This is a genomic window from Azospirillum sp. Sh1, assembly GCF_008365135.1.
Lineage (GTDB): Bacteria > Pseudomonadota > Alphaproteobacteria > Azospirillales > Azospirillaceae > Azospirillum > Azospirillum oryzae.
Map to the genome: position 1 here is coordinate 1 of NZ_VTTK01000030.1, position 14180 is coordinate 14180.

The 14180-nt window shown below is 66.4% G+C and carries 12 protein-coding genes; 3 read left to right on the forward strand and 9 right to left on the reverse strand.

Annotated elements, in window-relative coordinates; translation table 11 throughout:
* Nucleotides 1-158: 158 nt before the first annotated feature.
* The 4 genes from FZ029_RS24245 to FZ029_RS24260 are packed head-to-tail and all read right to left on the reverse strand — an operon-like array spanning nucleotide 159 to nucleotide 4570.
* Entirely contained in the window at nucleotides 159-1847 is a 1689-nt protein-coding gene (locus FZ029_RS24245; protein WP_149272294.1) for a methyl-accepting chemotaxis protein, read from the reverse strand.
* 46 nt (nucleotides 1848-1893) lie between these two features.
* Nucleotides 1894-2625, reverse strand: a complete 732-nt coding sequence (locus FZ029_RS24250; protein ID WP_149272295.1) for a chemotaxis protein CheW — start codon at nucleotides 2623-2625, stop codon at nucleotides 1894-1896.
* Nucleotides 2625-4058, reverse strand: a complete 1434-nt coding sequence (locus FZ029_RS24255; RefSeq protein WP_149272296.1) for a protein-glutamate O-methyltransferase CheR — start codon at nucleotides 4056-4058, stop codon at nucleotides 2625-2627. Before FZ029_RS24255 ends, FZ029_RS24250 begins: the two co-directional genes overlap by 1 nt.
* On the reverse strand, nucleotides 4055-4570 hold the full coding sequence (locus tag FZ029_RS24260; RefSeq protein WP_247892469.1) for a CheW domain-containing protein: 516 nt from the start codon (nucleotides 4568-4570) through the stop codon (nucleotides 4055-4057). The genes FZ029_RS24255 and FZ029_RS24260 overlap by 4 nt, the downstream gene beginning before the upstream one ends.
* A 240-nt stretch (nucleotides 4571-4810) precedes the next feature.
* Here FZ029_RS24260 and FZ029_RS24265 point away from each other — a divergent pair, with 240 nt between their 5' ends.
* Entirely contained in the window at nucleotides 4811-5275 is a 465-nt protein-coding gene (locus FZ029_RS24265; RefSeq protein WP_109156784.1) for a MaoC family dehydratase, read from the forward strand.
* 34 nt (nucleotides 5276-5309) lie between these two features.
* On the opposite strand, the gene FZ029_RS24270 is transcribed toward FZ029_RS24265, so the two are convergent.
* Both FZ029_RS24270 and FZ029_RS24275 read right to left on the reverse strand, forming a co-directional pair.
* The gene (locus FZ029_RS24270) at nucleotides 5310-6242 is read right to left on the reverse strand and encodes a response regulator (RefSeq protein ID WP_149272298.1); all 933 of its coding nucleotides are present in this window, start codon (nucleotides 6240-6242) and stop codon (nucleotides 5310-5312) included.
* Nucleotides 6239-9769 carry a hybrid sensor histidine kinase/response regulator gene (locus tag FZ029_RS24275; RefSeq protein ID WP_247892470.1) on the reverse strand — a complete coding sequence of 1177 codons (3531 nt, stop codon included), beginning with the start codon at nucleotides 9767-9769 and terminating at the stop codon, nucleotides 6239-6241. Before FZ029_RS24275 ends, FZ029_RS24270 begins: the two co-directional genes overlap by 4 nt.
* Before the next feature lie 107 nt (nucleotides 9770-9876).
* On the opposite strand from FZ029_RS24275, the gene FZ029_RS24280 reads away from it, so the two are divergent.
* Nucleotides 9877-10266: a DUF1636 domain-containing protein gene (locus FZ029_RS24280; protein WP_149272299.1), complete on the forward strand. Its 390-nt coding sequence runs from the start codon at nucleotides 9877-9879 to the stop codon at nucleotides 10264-10266.
* A gap of 75 nt (nucleotides 10267-10341) precedes the next feature.
* On the forward strand, nucleotides 10342-10608 hold the full coding sequence (locus FZ029_RS24285; protein ID WP_136703734.1) for a hypothetical protein: 267 nt from the start codon (nucleotides 10342-10344) through the stop codon (nucleotides 10606-10608).
* Between the two features lie 202 nt (nucleotides 10609-10810).
* Here FZ029_RS24285 and FZ029_RS24290 read toward each other — a convergent pair whose 3' ends face one another.
* From FZ029_RS24290 to FZ029_RS24300, 3 genes are read right to left on the reverse strand one after another with little or no spacing between them, the layout of a single operon-like run.
* The gene (locus tag FZ029_RS24290) at nucleotides 10811-12103 is read right to left on the reverse strand and encodes a hypothetical protein (protein WP_211104204.1); all 1293 of its coding nucleotides are present in this window, start codon (nucleotides 12101-12103) and stop codon (nucleotides 10811-10813) included.
* Entirely contained in the window at nucleotides 12019-13314 is a 1296-nt protein-coding gene (locus tag FZ029_RS24295) for a hemolysin family protein (RefSeq protein ID WP_149272301.1), read from the reverse strand. The genes FZ029_RS24290 and FZ029_RS24295 overlap by 85 nt, the downstream gene beginning before the upstream one ends.
* A gap of 25 nt (nucleotides 13315-13339) precedes the next feature.
* Nucleotides 13340-14080 carry an exopolysaccharide biosynthesis protein gene (locus tag FZ029_RS24300; RefSeq protein WP_149272302.1) on the reverse strand — a complete coding sequence of 247 codons (741 nt, stop codon included), beginning with the start codon at nucleotides 14078-14080 and terminating at the stop codon, nucleotides 13340-13342.
* Between the last annotated feature and the right edge of the window lie 100 nt (nucleotides 14081-14180).

A 14180-nucleotide genomic window follows, 5' to 3' on the forward strand; every position in this document is an offset into this window, starting at 1 on the left:
CAATCCCCTCTCCCCCCCGGGGAGAGGGTTAGGGTGAGGGGGAAGCGCGACAGGAGCTTTGGGAGAGGCACGCAATGCATCCCCCTCACCCCGGCCCTCTCCCCGGGGGGGAGAGGGGGAGTGGGACAGGCGAGAGGGAAAACGCCACATCATCCGCATCACACCCGATAATTCCGCACCGCCTCGACCAGGCCCTGGCCGAGGTTGTTCAGGTTGGCGGCGGCGCCTTCCAGCTGGCGGGTGCCGGCGGCGGTCTGGCTGCTGGCCTCGCGGATGTTCTGCAGCGCCTGGATCACCTGCTCCAGGCCGATCTGCTGCTGGTTGGTGCCGGCGACGATCTGCTGGAAGGCCAGCACGCTCTCCTGGATGTTCTCCGCCATGGTGCGGATGGTCGATTGGGTGGCGTCGGTCTGGCGCTTGCCGGCGGCGACGCGCTTCACCGCCTCCTCCGTCAGCATGACCGAGGCGTTGATGCCGTGCTGGATCTCCGAAAGGTTGGAGCGGACCTGGGCGGTCGCCTCCTTCGACTGGTCGGCGAGGCTCTTGATCTCGCCCGCCACGATGGAGAAGGTGCGGCCATGCTCGCCGGCCGCCGCCGCCTCGATGGCGGCATTCAGCGCCAGCAGGTGGCAGCGCTCGGCGATGTCGTTGACCGTCACGATGATCTCGCCGATCGCCTGGGTGCGCTCGGACAGCATGACGATGTTCTCGGCCACCGCCTCCGCCTGTTCGCGGATGGCGTCCATCGCCTGGATGGTGTCGTCCACCGCCTTCATCCCGGAATGGCTGGAGGCCGCCACCGTCTGGGCGCCGTGCGAGACGTCCTGGGCGCGGCGGTTGATCTGGGCGCCGGATTCGGTGATCTCCGACAGGGTGGCCGTGGTCTGCTCCACCGCCGCCAGCTGTTCGGCGACGCTTGCCGACTGCTGCTGGGTCGAGGCGCGGATCTGGGCGGTGGCGGCGTGGACGCTCTCCGCCGTCTCGCGGGTGGTGCGGGCCATCGACTTCAGCCGGCCTGCCATCTCGTTCAGATGCTGGCCGAGGACGGCAAGCTCGTCCTTGCCGGCGATGGCGATTTCCTGCGTCAGGTCGCCGTGGCCGACCCTGGTGACGAAGTCGATGGCACGGCCGAGCCGCCGGGTGATCGAGCTGCCGATCAGGTAAGCGACCGCCACCGCGATCAGGAAGACGACGACCAGCGCGATGATCGAGGACTGGATGGCGGTGTTGTAGATCGACCGGATGTCGGCGCGACCGGCCTTGGTCAGGTGGTCGATGGCGGTCTGGGCCTGGTCGATCCGCGCCTCCATGTTCTTGCGCAGTTCGTCCACCCGCTGGCGGCGCAGCAGCGCCTCGGCGATCTGGTTGCGTTCGAGCATGGTGTAGATCGTCCGCGCCTCGTCGCCGACCATGGCGATGGCGCGGGACATCTCGTTCACCGCGGTGTCCAGCTCGACCCAGCCCCGGCGGCGGCTGTCGGTCACGCCGGTGGAGGCACGCTCCGCCACCATCGCCCGCAGCTGGCCCAGCCGGTCGCGCAACTGGGCGCCGACCTCGTCGTAATGGCGGCGCAGCGGCGCCAGCAGCGCCGGGATCTCGGCGACCCGCCCTTCGGCATTGGCGATGGACACGGCGTTCAGCGCCGTCTCGCGCGTGCTGCGCAGCTCCGCCTGCATGTTGCCGACATCCGTCACCATGTCGGCGGCCTCGTTGTCATAGGTCGACACCGCCATGATGACGTCCAGCGCGTCGGAGAAGCGCGACATCTGATAGAGCGCCAGCAGCGCCGTCAGAACACAGACGACGCCGAATCCCAGGACCAGCTTGTGCGCGACTTTCATGTTCATTCTTGGACTCCAGCCCCGGACGGCTCTTCAGGTGGATCGGTCGGTTTCAGGTCTTCACGAGGTCGAGCAGCGCCGCCATGTCCAGGATTGCCATGCGGTCGGCGGCGATGGCCCTGACCAGCGGGCCGGCCTCCGCCGGGGCGGCGGTGCGGGGCGGCACGATGTCGGACACCCGCTCCACTTCCCGCACCCGCAGTGCTGCCGGGCGGCCCGCCCCGGTGCGCAGCACGACGGCGTAGCCGGACGGATCGGTCTCGACCCCGGTCCTGGAAAGAGCGGCGGACAGGCCGGGGGAAGGGCCATTGCACAGCCGGTCGAGGTCGAACAGCCGCATCACCCGGCCGGCGACGGCGATCACCCCCAGCACGGCGGGCGGCGCCCCCGGCACGCGGGCCAGCCGCGGCATCGGCGCGATATGGCCGAGATGGCGCAGTTCCAGCCCATAGAGCGTTTCGGCCCCGCGGGCGACCAGCATCGGGACGCCGGCGCTCTCCTCCCCATGGAGTTGCGGGATTTCGGCCAGTTCCTCGGCCCGGCGGGCCAGCACCGCGTCGGCCCATGGGCCGTGGCCGGCGAAAGTCGCCTCCATGTCGGCGGTGCGGCGGGCCAGCTTCCCGTGCACCTCGTCCCAGTCGATGGCGGCCTGGGCGGCCGCACGGGCGGCGGCGCGGTCGGGAGAGGCGCTTTCCAGGGCGGCGATGAGCGGTGCGGCACCCGCCGCCCCGGTCACCATCCCCGCCGCCAATCCTGCGCCGGCGCCGGCAAGCGTGTCGTCCATCACCCCTCCTCACCGGTCAGCCAGAGGTCCAGCATGCCGCGCAATTCCTGAACGGTCAGGCCGCCGCCCTCCGCCACCGCCTCGTCGTCGGGACGGTTCTCCAGCGCCTCGCGGGCATTGCGGAAATGGCGCTGCGCCGGGACCAGCCGGCCGCGCCGCCAATAGGCCAGCGCCAGATGATAGTCGGCCAGAACGAAGCGCGGGTCGAGATACAGCGCGCGCTTGAAGGCCGCCACCGGGTCGCCGACGCCAAGCTCCTCCTCCACCAGACCCAGCTGGTAATGGGCGCCGGGGTCCAGCCGGTTCGCCTCCACCCGGGCCAGACAGGCTTCCAGAACGGTCGAGCGCTCGTTGGTCTCGGCGGTGTCCGGCGGGGTGGGTGCCGCGGGAGGCGTCGCCGCCGGCTCGGCCCTGCGGGAGCGCGGAGCGGGCCGGACGGCGGGATCGGGCGCGGCGTCCGGCGCCGGTCCGGCCGCGCGGCGGGACTTGAGCACGGAGGCCGGGGCCGCCGCTGCCGGGCCGGGGGATGGGCGGCGATCCGCCGCGGCCGGGGCCGCCGGTTCGGCGTGCTTGCGGTAGAGGGTGGCGCCGGGAACCGAGACCGGAATGAACAGCTCGTTCATCTGCGGACCGGCCTCGGCGTGGCCGACCACCAGCCAGCCGCCGTCGGCCAGCGCCTTGTGCAGATTGCCCAGCAGCCGGTGCCGCGTCGCCTCGTCGAAATAGATCATGACGTTGCGGCACAGGATGATGTCGAAATGCCCGATCCCGTGCGGATAGGAGGGGATAGCCCCATCCACGAGGTTGAAGGGCATGAAGCTGGTCCATTGCCGGTACTTCGGCTTGACCGACCACAGCTTGTCCTGGCGGTCGAAACAGGCCTCCAGCGTTTCCGGCGATAGGCCGCGCACCGCCCAGTCGCCATAGGCGCCGCGCCGCGCCTGTTCCAGGAAGGCGCCGTTGATGTCGGTGCCGACGATGTGGACCTGCCAGCCTTCCAGCTGGGCGGCGAAATGCTGCTTCAGCAGGATTTCGAGCGTGTAGGCCTCCGGCCCGATGGAACAGCCGGCACTCCAGATCCGCAGCAGGCGGCTCGACTGGTTGCGGCGCAGGCATTCGGGGATGGCGACGGCGCGCAGCGCATCGAACTGCTCGATGTAGCGGAAGAAGAAGGTCTCCCCCACCGCCAGCTCGTTGATGAGGCCCTGATATTCGGCGCCGGTCGGACCTTCCGCCTCCAGCGCGGCGAGATAACCGCCGACCGTGGTGACGCGGCCGAAGGGCAGCCGGCGGTTGATCCGCTCGGCGAAGGCGGCATCCTTGTCGGCGTAATAGGCGAGCCCGGTGGCGTCGATCACCATCGACTTCAGGCGCAGGAAATTCGGATCGCGGCGGATCGCCTCGATCCCGGCGGCGACGGCGTTCGGCATCATGCGGCACCGTCCGCGGAAGAGGCCGCGTCCTGAGAGTGCCGCCACTGCGCCAACCTTCGTTCCGCCACGGCACGGAAGGCGTCGAGCAGCCGGCCTTCCGCCTCGCTGAGCAGCCGGTCGGGGTCGAGCAGGGTCACGGTGCCGCCGCGGCCGGTCACCCGGTCCGGAAAGGCGCCGACGGCACAGCCGTTGAAGGTCAGCGCCGGATCGGCGGGCGTGCGCTCGGCGGGATCGACCGCGGTGTCGCCATGGACCCGGTCGGCCAGCAGCGCCGCCGGCCGCCCCTGCCAGGTGACGAGAAACAGCGGCGAATAGAGGTTCGGCTCGGCGCCCTCACCGGCCAGATCCAGCAGCACGTCCAGGCGCAGGACCGGCACCACCTCCCCCTGATAGCGGAAAACGCCCTCCACCGGCAGCGGCGCCGTCGGCAGCCGGTCGAGACGCGGCAACGGCAAAAAACGCCGCACGGACCCGACCGGCAGCGCCAGCACCCGGCCGGCAACCGAAAACACGACGCAACGGAATGGCGACGGGGTGGAGGCAGTTTGCGCTGGGTTTGGTGACATCCGTCCGTCGATGGTCTGGAATCCGACCGGGAACATGCCCCATCACGACCGGAATGCGAATTACGCCAATGGTTTACGCCGTAGGGCCTATGCCCCGGCCGCAGCCGTCCCTGCCCTTTGCCGGATGGATCGGGCGGGCTACTCTCTTGCGGCAAGGATAATCCGGGACCAGGGAGAATCGATACGATGGCCGGCCGCTATTTCGAGGATTTCCGCATCGGCGACGTGATCGAATCGGAAGGGGCGACCCTGACCGACAGCCAGATCATGGATTTCGCCCTGCGTTTCGACCCGCAGCCCTTCCACATGGACGCGGCGGCGGCGGCCGACGGGCCGTTCCAGGGGCTGATCGCCAGCGGTTTCCACACCCTGTCGCTGACCTTCCGGCTGATCCGCGACACCGGCATCATCACCGGCACCAGCCTGGGCGGGTCCGGCATGGACGAGCTGCGCTGGCTGCGGCCGGTACGGCCCGGCGACACCATCCGCGCCCGGGTCGAGGTGGTGGAGACCATTCCGTCGCGCCGCGGCGGGCGCGGCACGGTGCGGCTGGCCTACACCACGGTGAACCAGCGCGGCGAGCCGGTGATGACCTGCATCATGAACCACATCATCGCCGGACGGGGCGGCCCGCAGACCGTCGAGGTCTGAACGCCGCGCCTCCCCCACCACGCCTTCGCCGCCTTCAGGCCCGCGCGGCCAGGGTGCGGATCGCCAGCGCGGCGGCGGAGGAGCGGTTTTCCACCCCCAGCTTGGCGAAGACCTGTTCCAGGTGCTTGTTCACCGTGCGCGGGCTGATGCCCAGGATCTCGCCGATGTCGCGGTTGGGCTTGCCGTTGGCGATCCACAGCAGCACCTCCGCTTCGCGCGCGGTCAGGCCGAGGGCGTCGCGCAGGATCGCCTCCTGCCGTCCCGCGGTCGGCTCGCTGAGGCGGAACAGGTACTCGTCGGGGTTGGCCGGGCTGAGATAGGTGAATTCCAGCCGCCGCACCCCCTCGCCGTCCGGCAGGTCCAGCGTGAAGGTCTCCGCCGAGGCGCCGGGCGATGAGGCCCGGCGCAGCCGGACCAGACCGGCGGCCAGGGAGGATGCCGCTTCGGGGCGCACGCCGTCGGGGCCGGGCAGCAGGCCGCCGAGCAGCCGCTCCGCCTGCGGGGTGCACCACAGCAGCCTGCCCTCCCCGTCCGTCGCCAGCAGGAAGCGGCCGGTGGCGTCGAGCGCGGCGCGGGCGCCGTAGGCGACGCGGGCGTTGGTCAGATGGACGCGGATGCGGGCGATCAGCTCGTCCACCACGATCGGCTTGGTGACGTAATCGACGCCGCCGGCCTCCAGCCCCTTCACCACATGCTCGGTGTCGCTGAGGCCGGTCATGAAGATGACGGGGATGTGCGACAGGTGGGGGATCTGCTTCAGCCGCCGGCAGGTCTCGAAGCCGTCGAGGCCGGGCATCACCGCATCCATCAGGATCAGGTCCGGGGTGATCTGGCCGACCAGATCGAGAGCGCTTTCGCCGTCGACGGCGACCAGCACGGTCAGGTCGGCCTGTTCGATGGCCTCCGTCAGGAATCCCAGCGTGTCGGGGGTGTCGTCCACCACCAGGATCATGTCGCGGCGCTTCATCCCGTCACGGCCCCGTCTTCTGCCAGATCATCTTCCGCCCGATCGTCTTGGTCCTGTGCGGCGTCGCGCTGCGCCGCCGCCTCTTCCACCGCACGCATATAGCCTTTCAGGTCGAAGGCGCGCACCAGCGTTCGCAGCCGCTCGACGAAAGGCAGGGCGGCGGCATCCTCCGCCTCGATCTCCCGCAGCTTGGCCTCGATCCCGCGAATATAGCCGATCCGGCCGAGCTGGCGCAGGTCGTCGAGATGACGCAGCGCCGACTCCGGCGGGTGATTGGATGGGGTTTGATTGGATGGCCCTTGATTGGATTGCTCGGGGGTTTGATCGGCCGGCGCGGGCGGCGGGGCAAGCGGTTCCGCCGGCTTTTCCACCGCATGGATCCACTCCAGCCCGGTCAGCGCCTGCAGGCGGTCGAGCAGCGCGTGGATCTCGATGGGCTTGGCGACGAAGGCGTCATGCGGCGCCCGGCCGTCGCCCGGTCCCTGCGCCTCGTAGGCGTTGGCCGACACCATGATGATGCGGATGCGGTCGGCGAACTGGCGGCGCAACTCCTCCGCCACGTCCCAGCCGCTCTCGCCGGGCATCGAGATGTCGAGCATGGCGACGTCGGGCTTGCACTGCGCCGCCAGCTCCAGGCAGGTGACGGCGTCGGACGCGGTGAACAGCACGAACCCCAGCGGACGCAGGATGTCGGTCATCAGCGCCAGATGGTCGCGGTCGTCGTCGGCCAGCAGGATGGTGATCTGCGGCCCGGCATAGCCGGTGATGGCGCGGCGCTCCACCTGCTCGCCCGGCCGGTGCATGGCCTCCGACAGCAGCAGGCGGACGGTGAAGACGCTGCCCCGCCCGGCTTCGCTGCGCAGCGCGATGTCGCCGCCCATGATCCGGGTCAGCACCCGCGTGATGGTCAGGCCGAGCCCGGTGCCGGCCACCGCCCGCACCGCCGCGCCCCGCCCGCGCTCGAACGGTTCGAAGACGCGGTCGAGATCCTCCGCGCGGATGCCGATGCCGCTGTCGGCGATCTCGAACTCGGCGATCTGGCTGCGGTAGCGGACGGTCAGGGCGACATGGCCGCTCTCGGTGTATTTCACGGCGTTCGACAGCAGGTTGATGAGGATCTGGCGCAGGATCTTGCTGTCGGTGTGGACCCAGACCGGCAGGTGCGGCACGCGGGCATAGCGGAACTCCAGCCCCTTGGCCGATGCCTGGATGCGGAACATGTCGGCCAGCTGGTCGAGGAAGTCGATCAGCTGCACCTTGTCACGGCTGAGCCGGCGCAGGCCCGATTCGATCTTGGAGATGTCGAGCAGCCCGTCGATCAGGTTCGACAGATGCTCGGCGCTGCGGCGGATGACGCGGACGGCGTCCTGCGGGCGCTGGGTGCTGTTGCTTTCCAGAAGCTGGGCATAGCCGGAGATGGCATTGAGCGGCGCGCGGATTTCGTGGCTGACGCCGATGATGTAGCGGCTCTTGGCGGCGTTGGCGGCCTCCGCCACCTCCTTGGCTTTCTGGAGGGCGGCGTCGGTGCGTTCGTGGGCGGCGATCTCGTCCATCAGCATGGCGGTCTGGCGGCCGGTCTCCTCCTCCGCCTTGCGGCGGCTTTCATGGGCCAGCACCAAGAGCCAGGCGGCGACGCCGGACAGGATGAACAGGCAGACGAAGACGGTGACCAGCGCGGTGTGGATCGCCGCCCGCTCCGCCGCGTCGGCATTGGCGTACTGGAAGTCGATGACCACCAGCACCCCGCCCAGCACCAGCGAGAACAGCGTCATCACCCCGATGAAGTGGCCGGTGCGGGTGTGGACCCCGGCGGCCATGCGTTTGGGCAGGATCCGCTGCAGGCTGCGGGCGATCTGGTCGGCGAAGCGGCTGTCGGTCTTGCAAAGGTCGTGGCAGCGCGCCTCCAGCGTGCAGCAGAGCGAGCAGATCGGCGCGTCGTATGCCGGGCAGAAGGCCATGTCCGGCCGCTCGAACTGGTTCTCGCAGATCGAGCAGCGGACGGTCGCGCCCTCGCCGGGCAGGGGATCGGACTTGCGGGCGATGTAATAGCGGCCCCGCGTCCTCCAGGCAATCAGCGGCGCGGCGGCGAAGGCGACGACCAGCCCGATGAAGGGGGCCAGCGCCTGGGCCACCGGACCCAGCAGCCCGAAGAAGGCGGTGGTGGAGCACAGCACCGACAGGCCCATGGCGCCGGTGCCGACCGGGTTGATGTCGTAGAGGTGAGCGCGCTTGAACTCGATCCCCGGCGGGCTGAATCCCAAGGGCTTGTTGACGGCCAGATCGGCGGCGACCGCGCCCAGCCAGCCGACCGCGACGTTGGCGTAGAGGCCGAGGATGCTCTCGATCACGCCGAGGATGCCGATCTCCATCAGCAGCAGGGCCAGCAGCACGTTGAACACCAGCCAGACGACGCGGCCGGGGTGGCTGCGGGTCAGGCGGGAGAAGAAGTTCGACCAGGCGATGGAGCCGGCATAGGCGTTGGTGACGTTGATCTTCATCTGGCAGACCACGACGAAGATGCCGGTCAGCGCCAGTGCAGACATCGGCGAGCCGAACACGTCGAGGAAGGCCATGTGGTACATGCTGTTGGGCTGCACCGCATCCTCCACCGCCAACCCGTGCTTGATGGCGAGGAAGGCCAGCAGCGACCCCGCCGCCAGCTTCAGGCTGCCGATCACCACCCAGCCCGGCCCGCCGGCCAGCAGCGCCGTCCACCAGCGCAATTTGCCAATGCGGGACTGCGCGGGCAGGAAGCGCAGATAGTCGACCTGCTCGCCGATCTGCGGCAGCAGCGACAGCAGGACGGACGCCGCCATGCCGAAGGGCAGCAGCGACAGCCCGCCGTCGGGGGCGTAGACGCCGGGCAGCGAGGTCCATTGCGCCAGGGTTTCGCGGTCGAGCAGGAAGAAATAGGCCAGCGGCACGCATTGCAGCAGGATCCACACCGGCTGCGTCGCCCATTGCATGCGGCTGATGAAGCGGATGCCGTAGACGGCGATGGGGATCACCGCCAGCGAACTGATGACATGGGCGAGCGAGGCCGGAATGCCCAGCACCATGGTCAGCCCGGCCGACATGATGCTGGCCTCGATGGAGAACAGGATGAAGGTGAAGGAGGCGTAGACCAGCGAGGTGATGGTGGATCCGAGATAGCCGAAGCCCGCCCCGCGGGCCAGCAGGTCGATGTCCACCCCGGCCTTGGCCGCATGGTAGGTGATCGGCAGCCCGACCAGGATGCTGAGGACCGCAACCGCCAGGATGGCGGCCATGGCGTTCTCGAAGCCGTATGTCAGGGTGACGGCGGCGCCCAGCGCCTCGCAGGCCAGGAAGGAGATGGCGCCGAGCGCGGTGTTGGCGACCCGCCATGCGCTCCAGCGCCGCGCCCGTTCCGCCGTGTAGCGGAGCGCGTAGTCCTCCAGCGTCTGGTCGGCGGCGAGCTGGTTGTATTGCCGGCGTTCACGGACGATCCGTTGCCTCGCGCTCATGCCCGTCCGCCGTTCCCGCCCGTCGCCTGTCGTGGTCCGCATCGTCGGGAGTTTCCCGGTGCTTGGCAAGGTGCAAGCGCGTTGACAGCGCCCAACCCGGCCTCTAGCTGTCGAACCCCACGACCTGGACAATCTCTGAAAGCCCAAGCATGACCGTCGAGCTTGTCGTTTGCGAAACCTGCCGCCGGCCGGAAGATCCGCCCGAAGCGGTCCGGCCGGGGGCGGAGCTGGTGGCGTTGATGGAGCGGGCGCTGGCCGACAGTCCCGATCTGACGGCACAGGTGCGGCTGCGGCCGATGCGCTGCCTGATGAGCTGCCGACGCCCTTGCGCCGTCGCCGTGCGCTCCGCCGCCCGGATGAGCTATGTGCTGGGCGATTTCGCCCCGGACGAGATGACGGTGGAGACGCTGACCGCTTACTTGCGCGCCTATGCCGCCACCGATGACGGGATCGTTCCGTTCAAGCAATGGCCCCATGGCGTCAAGGGTCGTTTCGTTTCCCGACTCCCGCCGCTGGAGGAGCCGGACGGACAGGTTTGACACGCCGGGGCCGCGGTCCAATTATTGTTGGCAAGACCAACGATATTCGCCCTTACGGGCGTGGAGGAGCGCCCGATGAAGGTCGACCCCGAGGTCCTGAACTGCGCCACCGGCCTGCTGCACATGGCGCGCGAGGCCGAACGCTCCAATGGTTGGGAAGCCGGCGACCTGCTGCGCACCACGCTGCGCCTGCTGGTGGTCGCCGGCGCCGACGGCCATGGCTGGGACGCCGACGACCTGTCGGAGGAAGTACGCGATCTGGTCGAGGCGGTGCGGACGACCAATGCGGACGATGGGGCATTCGGGGGCGCGTTCGGGGATGGGGAGATGGTGGTGCATTGAGGGGCCGCTGGTCCCTTGATAGGCCCAGGGCGGAAAGACTATTCATTCTTCTCTGTGCGGACTGAAAACAACATTGAGACCAAGACGTTAAGCTGCCTACCAGAGAATAATATTTGCGCCGGTTCGGTACATGCGTATGTTCATAACTTTTTTTCAATAACATCTTTTTATGAGAAGCATTTCGCCGCAATTTGCCAAAATATTATTTTTGGAATTTCTGTATTAAACCTGCAAGCTGCTCCATTCCGTCAAAGGTGCTTGGAACTGCCGTTGGGTCGGGTGTGATTCCGCTGAAAATAAGGGTTTCAAATCTATCTAACTTATCTTTCGCCATGCCCTCTGCAAACTTCGCATATCCTTCAATGAACGCACATACGCTATAGCGCAACTCCAACTGTAGTATCTGCGCCTTCAAACTCAGTTGTTCTTTTAAGATAATGCGGAAAAAGTAGATCAACACTATTTCCAATGGGATCAAAACAGGAAGACCGAGTAAAAGTTTGTTTTTCATCGGGTCCATGCCTGCATTTGCGTCGGCCCAAATCAAGTATGAAACGTATATTGACGCCGCCAGAGGAAGAAGGATGATAACTGCCATAGCAATCAAATACAAGCGCGCAAGAAAAGATTCTCTTTTCTTTTTTTCGATTAATTCCTTGAATGCTTTCGCGAGTCCAACAAAGTTATACTGGCCCGCCATGTTGCTTAATGATTCTTGATACTCCTTTAGTCTTTCATCCCAATCTTCGATAGTTTTTTTCCACTCTTTCGTTTTCATATTATGCTCCTTATTTAGAGCATCAATTCTTGCAATAGTCGCTTGTAGCTCTAGCAGATTTTTTTTGGCTTCCGATTTATTAAGATCTTTTTGAAAGCTAAACGCCCAGAGCGGAAATTGTCTTCTTTCCAGTTCTGTTTGACTAATTCCTGGACCCAGGATAAAATCTATGATTGGAAATTCGTACGAGCTTTCCCAATTTCCTGTAACTATTGCCTTCTCGTAGATCATTTGGAAAATTGCAACGATCAAATTGGAAGCAAGATCTTCTGGATCATCCCAGTCTCCCGGCTTCGTTCTTTGGAGCTTTTCGATGCATGCACTAATCATCGACGTATTATATTCAAACGTTATCGCACAATTACTAATGTATTCCTTTTCGTTTCTAAGAATATACATGATCGCGCTTTTTGAAAGCCGAAGGCGCACTTGAACGCTTTCAGAGAAAGCGTCTTTTTGGCCCAAAATTTCGCCGTCGGCGAACTTGCGAATGTTTTCGTCAGTGCTAATAAGCATTTCATTTTCCTTGTTCTTCAACTGACACATAGCATCGTTGTTAAAAAAAATTTCCACTTTTTGCAAGCAGAGCGGAGCGTCATATATGGGTATGCATTGCAAAAATTGCTTTTTACTCAGTTTCCCGTATCGTATTGGATCAGCACCTTGTCGATGCGGCGGCCGTCCATGTCGACGACCTCGAAACGGATGCCGTTCCAATGGAAATGCTCCGCCGCGGTCGGAACGTGACCGAAATGATCGAGAAGGAAGCCGGCGATGGTGTGGAAATCGCCCTCCCCCTTCATGTTCTTGACGCCGACCAGCGCCTCGACCTCCTCGACCGGGGTCATGCCGTCGACCAGCCAGCTGCCGTCCTCGCGCTGGACGGCGCCGGCGTCGCCTTCGTGGCTGCTGTCGGGCAGTTCGCCGGCGATCGCCTCCAGGATGTCGGTCATGGTGACCAGACCCTCGACGCTGCCGTACTCGTCCACCACCACCGCCATGTGGACGCTGGCCTGCTTGAACAGGTCGAGCAGGCGGAAGACCGGCGTGCCGTCATGGACGACCAGCGGCTGGACCATCGCCGTCCGCACGTCGAAGGCGACCCCCTTCAGCGACTGGTCGAGCAGCGCCTTGGCCGCGACGACGCCCTGAAGCTCGTCCACGTCGCCGCGGCAGACCGGGAAGCGGGAATAGCCGCTTTCGCAGATCTCGCGGCCGATGGCATCGGGGCCGTCGTCGATGTCGAGCCAGATCAGGTCGGGACGCGGCGTCATGATCGACCGCACCGTGCGGTCGGACAGATGCATCACCCCCTCGATCATCTGGCGTTCGGCCGGCTCGAAGACGCCGCTCTGGGTGCCTTCGGCGATCAGGGTCTTGACCTCCTCCTCCGTCACCGTCTGCTCGCGCGAGGTCGGCAGGCGCAGAAGCTTCAGCACCGCGTCGCTCGACACGCCGAGCAGCCAGACCACCGGGGCCGACAGCCGCGACACCATCCGCATCGGGCCGGCGACCAGGGCGGCGATCCGCTCCGACGAGATCAAGGCGACGCGCTTGGGCACCAGTTCGCCGATGATGAGGGAGAAATAGGTGATGGCGGCGACCACCAGGACAAACGCGACGGTGTGGCCGTAGGGGGCGATCCAGGCGACCTGTTCGTCCAGCACGCCGCCGAGCCGTTCGGCCAGGGTGGAGCCGCCATAGGCGCCGGCGATGATGCCGGTCAGGCTGATGCCGACCTGTACGGTGGACAGGAAGCGGCTCGGATCCTCCGACAGCTCCAGCGCGACGCGGGCACCCGCGCCGCCTTTCTCCTCGGCCATCTGCTGAAGCCGGGCGCGGCGCGCCGACACCAGCGCCATCTCCGACATCGCGAAGAAGGCGTTGAGCAGGATCAGCAGGACGATGACCAACAGTTCCCAGATCATGGCTTTGTGCCCGAAGGGCGCTCCCTCAACCGATCAATTGTTGCGCCACGGCGACCGCCGCCTGCCCGAGACCGAGCAGGACGGCGGCGATGATGGCGATGGATAGAAGGCCGGCGATCAGGCCGGCCGAGACGAAGGCACCGTCGGTTTCCATCAGCCCCAGCGCGATCAGCGCGATGGCGAAGGCGGGGGGCTGGTTTCCGAAGACGATGGGAAGGGACAGGATGCCGGCCAGCACCATCACCGCCAGCCCCAGCATCCGTTCGGCGGTGGGACCGGCCAGCGCCGGCATGCGCGGCCGCAGGTGCCTCTCCACCCGCTCCGCCCACGGCCTTGCCCGACGGATCACGCCCAGGAAGGCCTTGCGGTCGAAGGTGACCGCCAGCATACGGCGCGGCAGCCAGGGGCCATGCCGGCCCAGCGCCATCTGAGCGCCGAGCAGGATCATCGGCACGCCGGTGGCGGTCGACAGGCCGGGGACCGGCAGCACGTTGGGAATGGAGAGAATCAGCAGCAGCGCGCCGAAGGCACGGTCGCCCAGCGCATCCACGACCTCGCCGAGCGAGATGCGGGACTGGACGGCCGGATCGTTTGCAAGGGGATCGCCGGTGGCGGCGTCGGTGGCGGTGGCGGCGCCGCGCGTCAGGAAGTCGTCCAGCAGGTCCGAAACGCGCGCACAGCTCCCTTCCGCACGGTCCCTTTCCGGACTGGGATGGGGTGCGTCGTACGACCTGGGGGACGACCCGGGAGGTCGATCTTTGCTCACGGCTCTCCCCGATGCCGGAAACGGGATCGGAGCGGGCCGGGCGAAGGATGGCAGGAACCCATGGACCTTTCGCGTCACGGCGGTAGTGATTTCCCTTCTA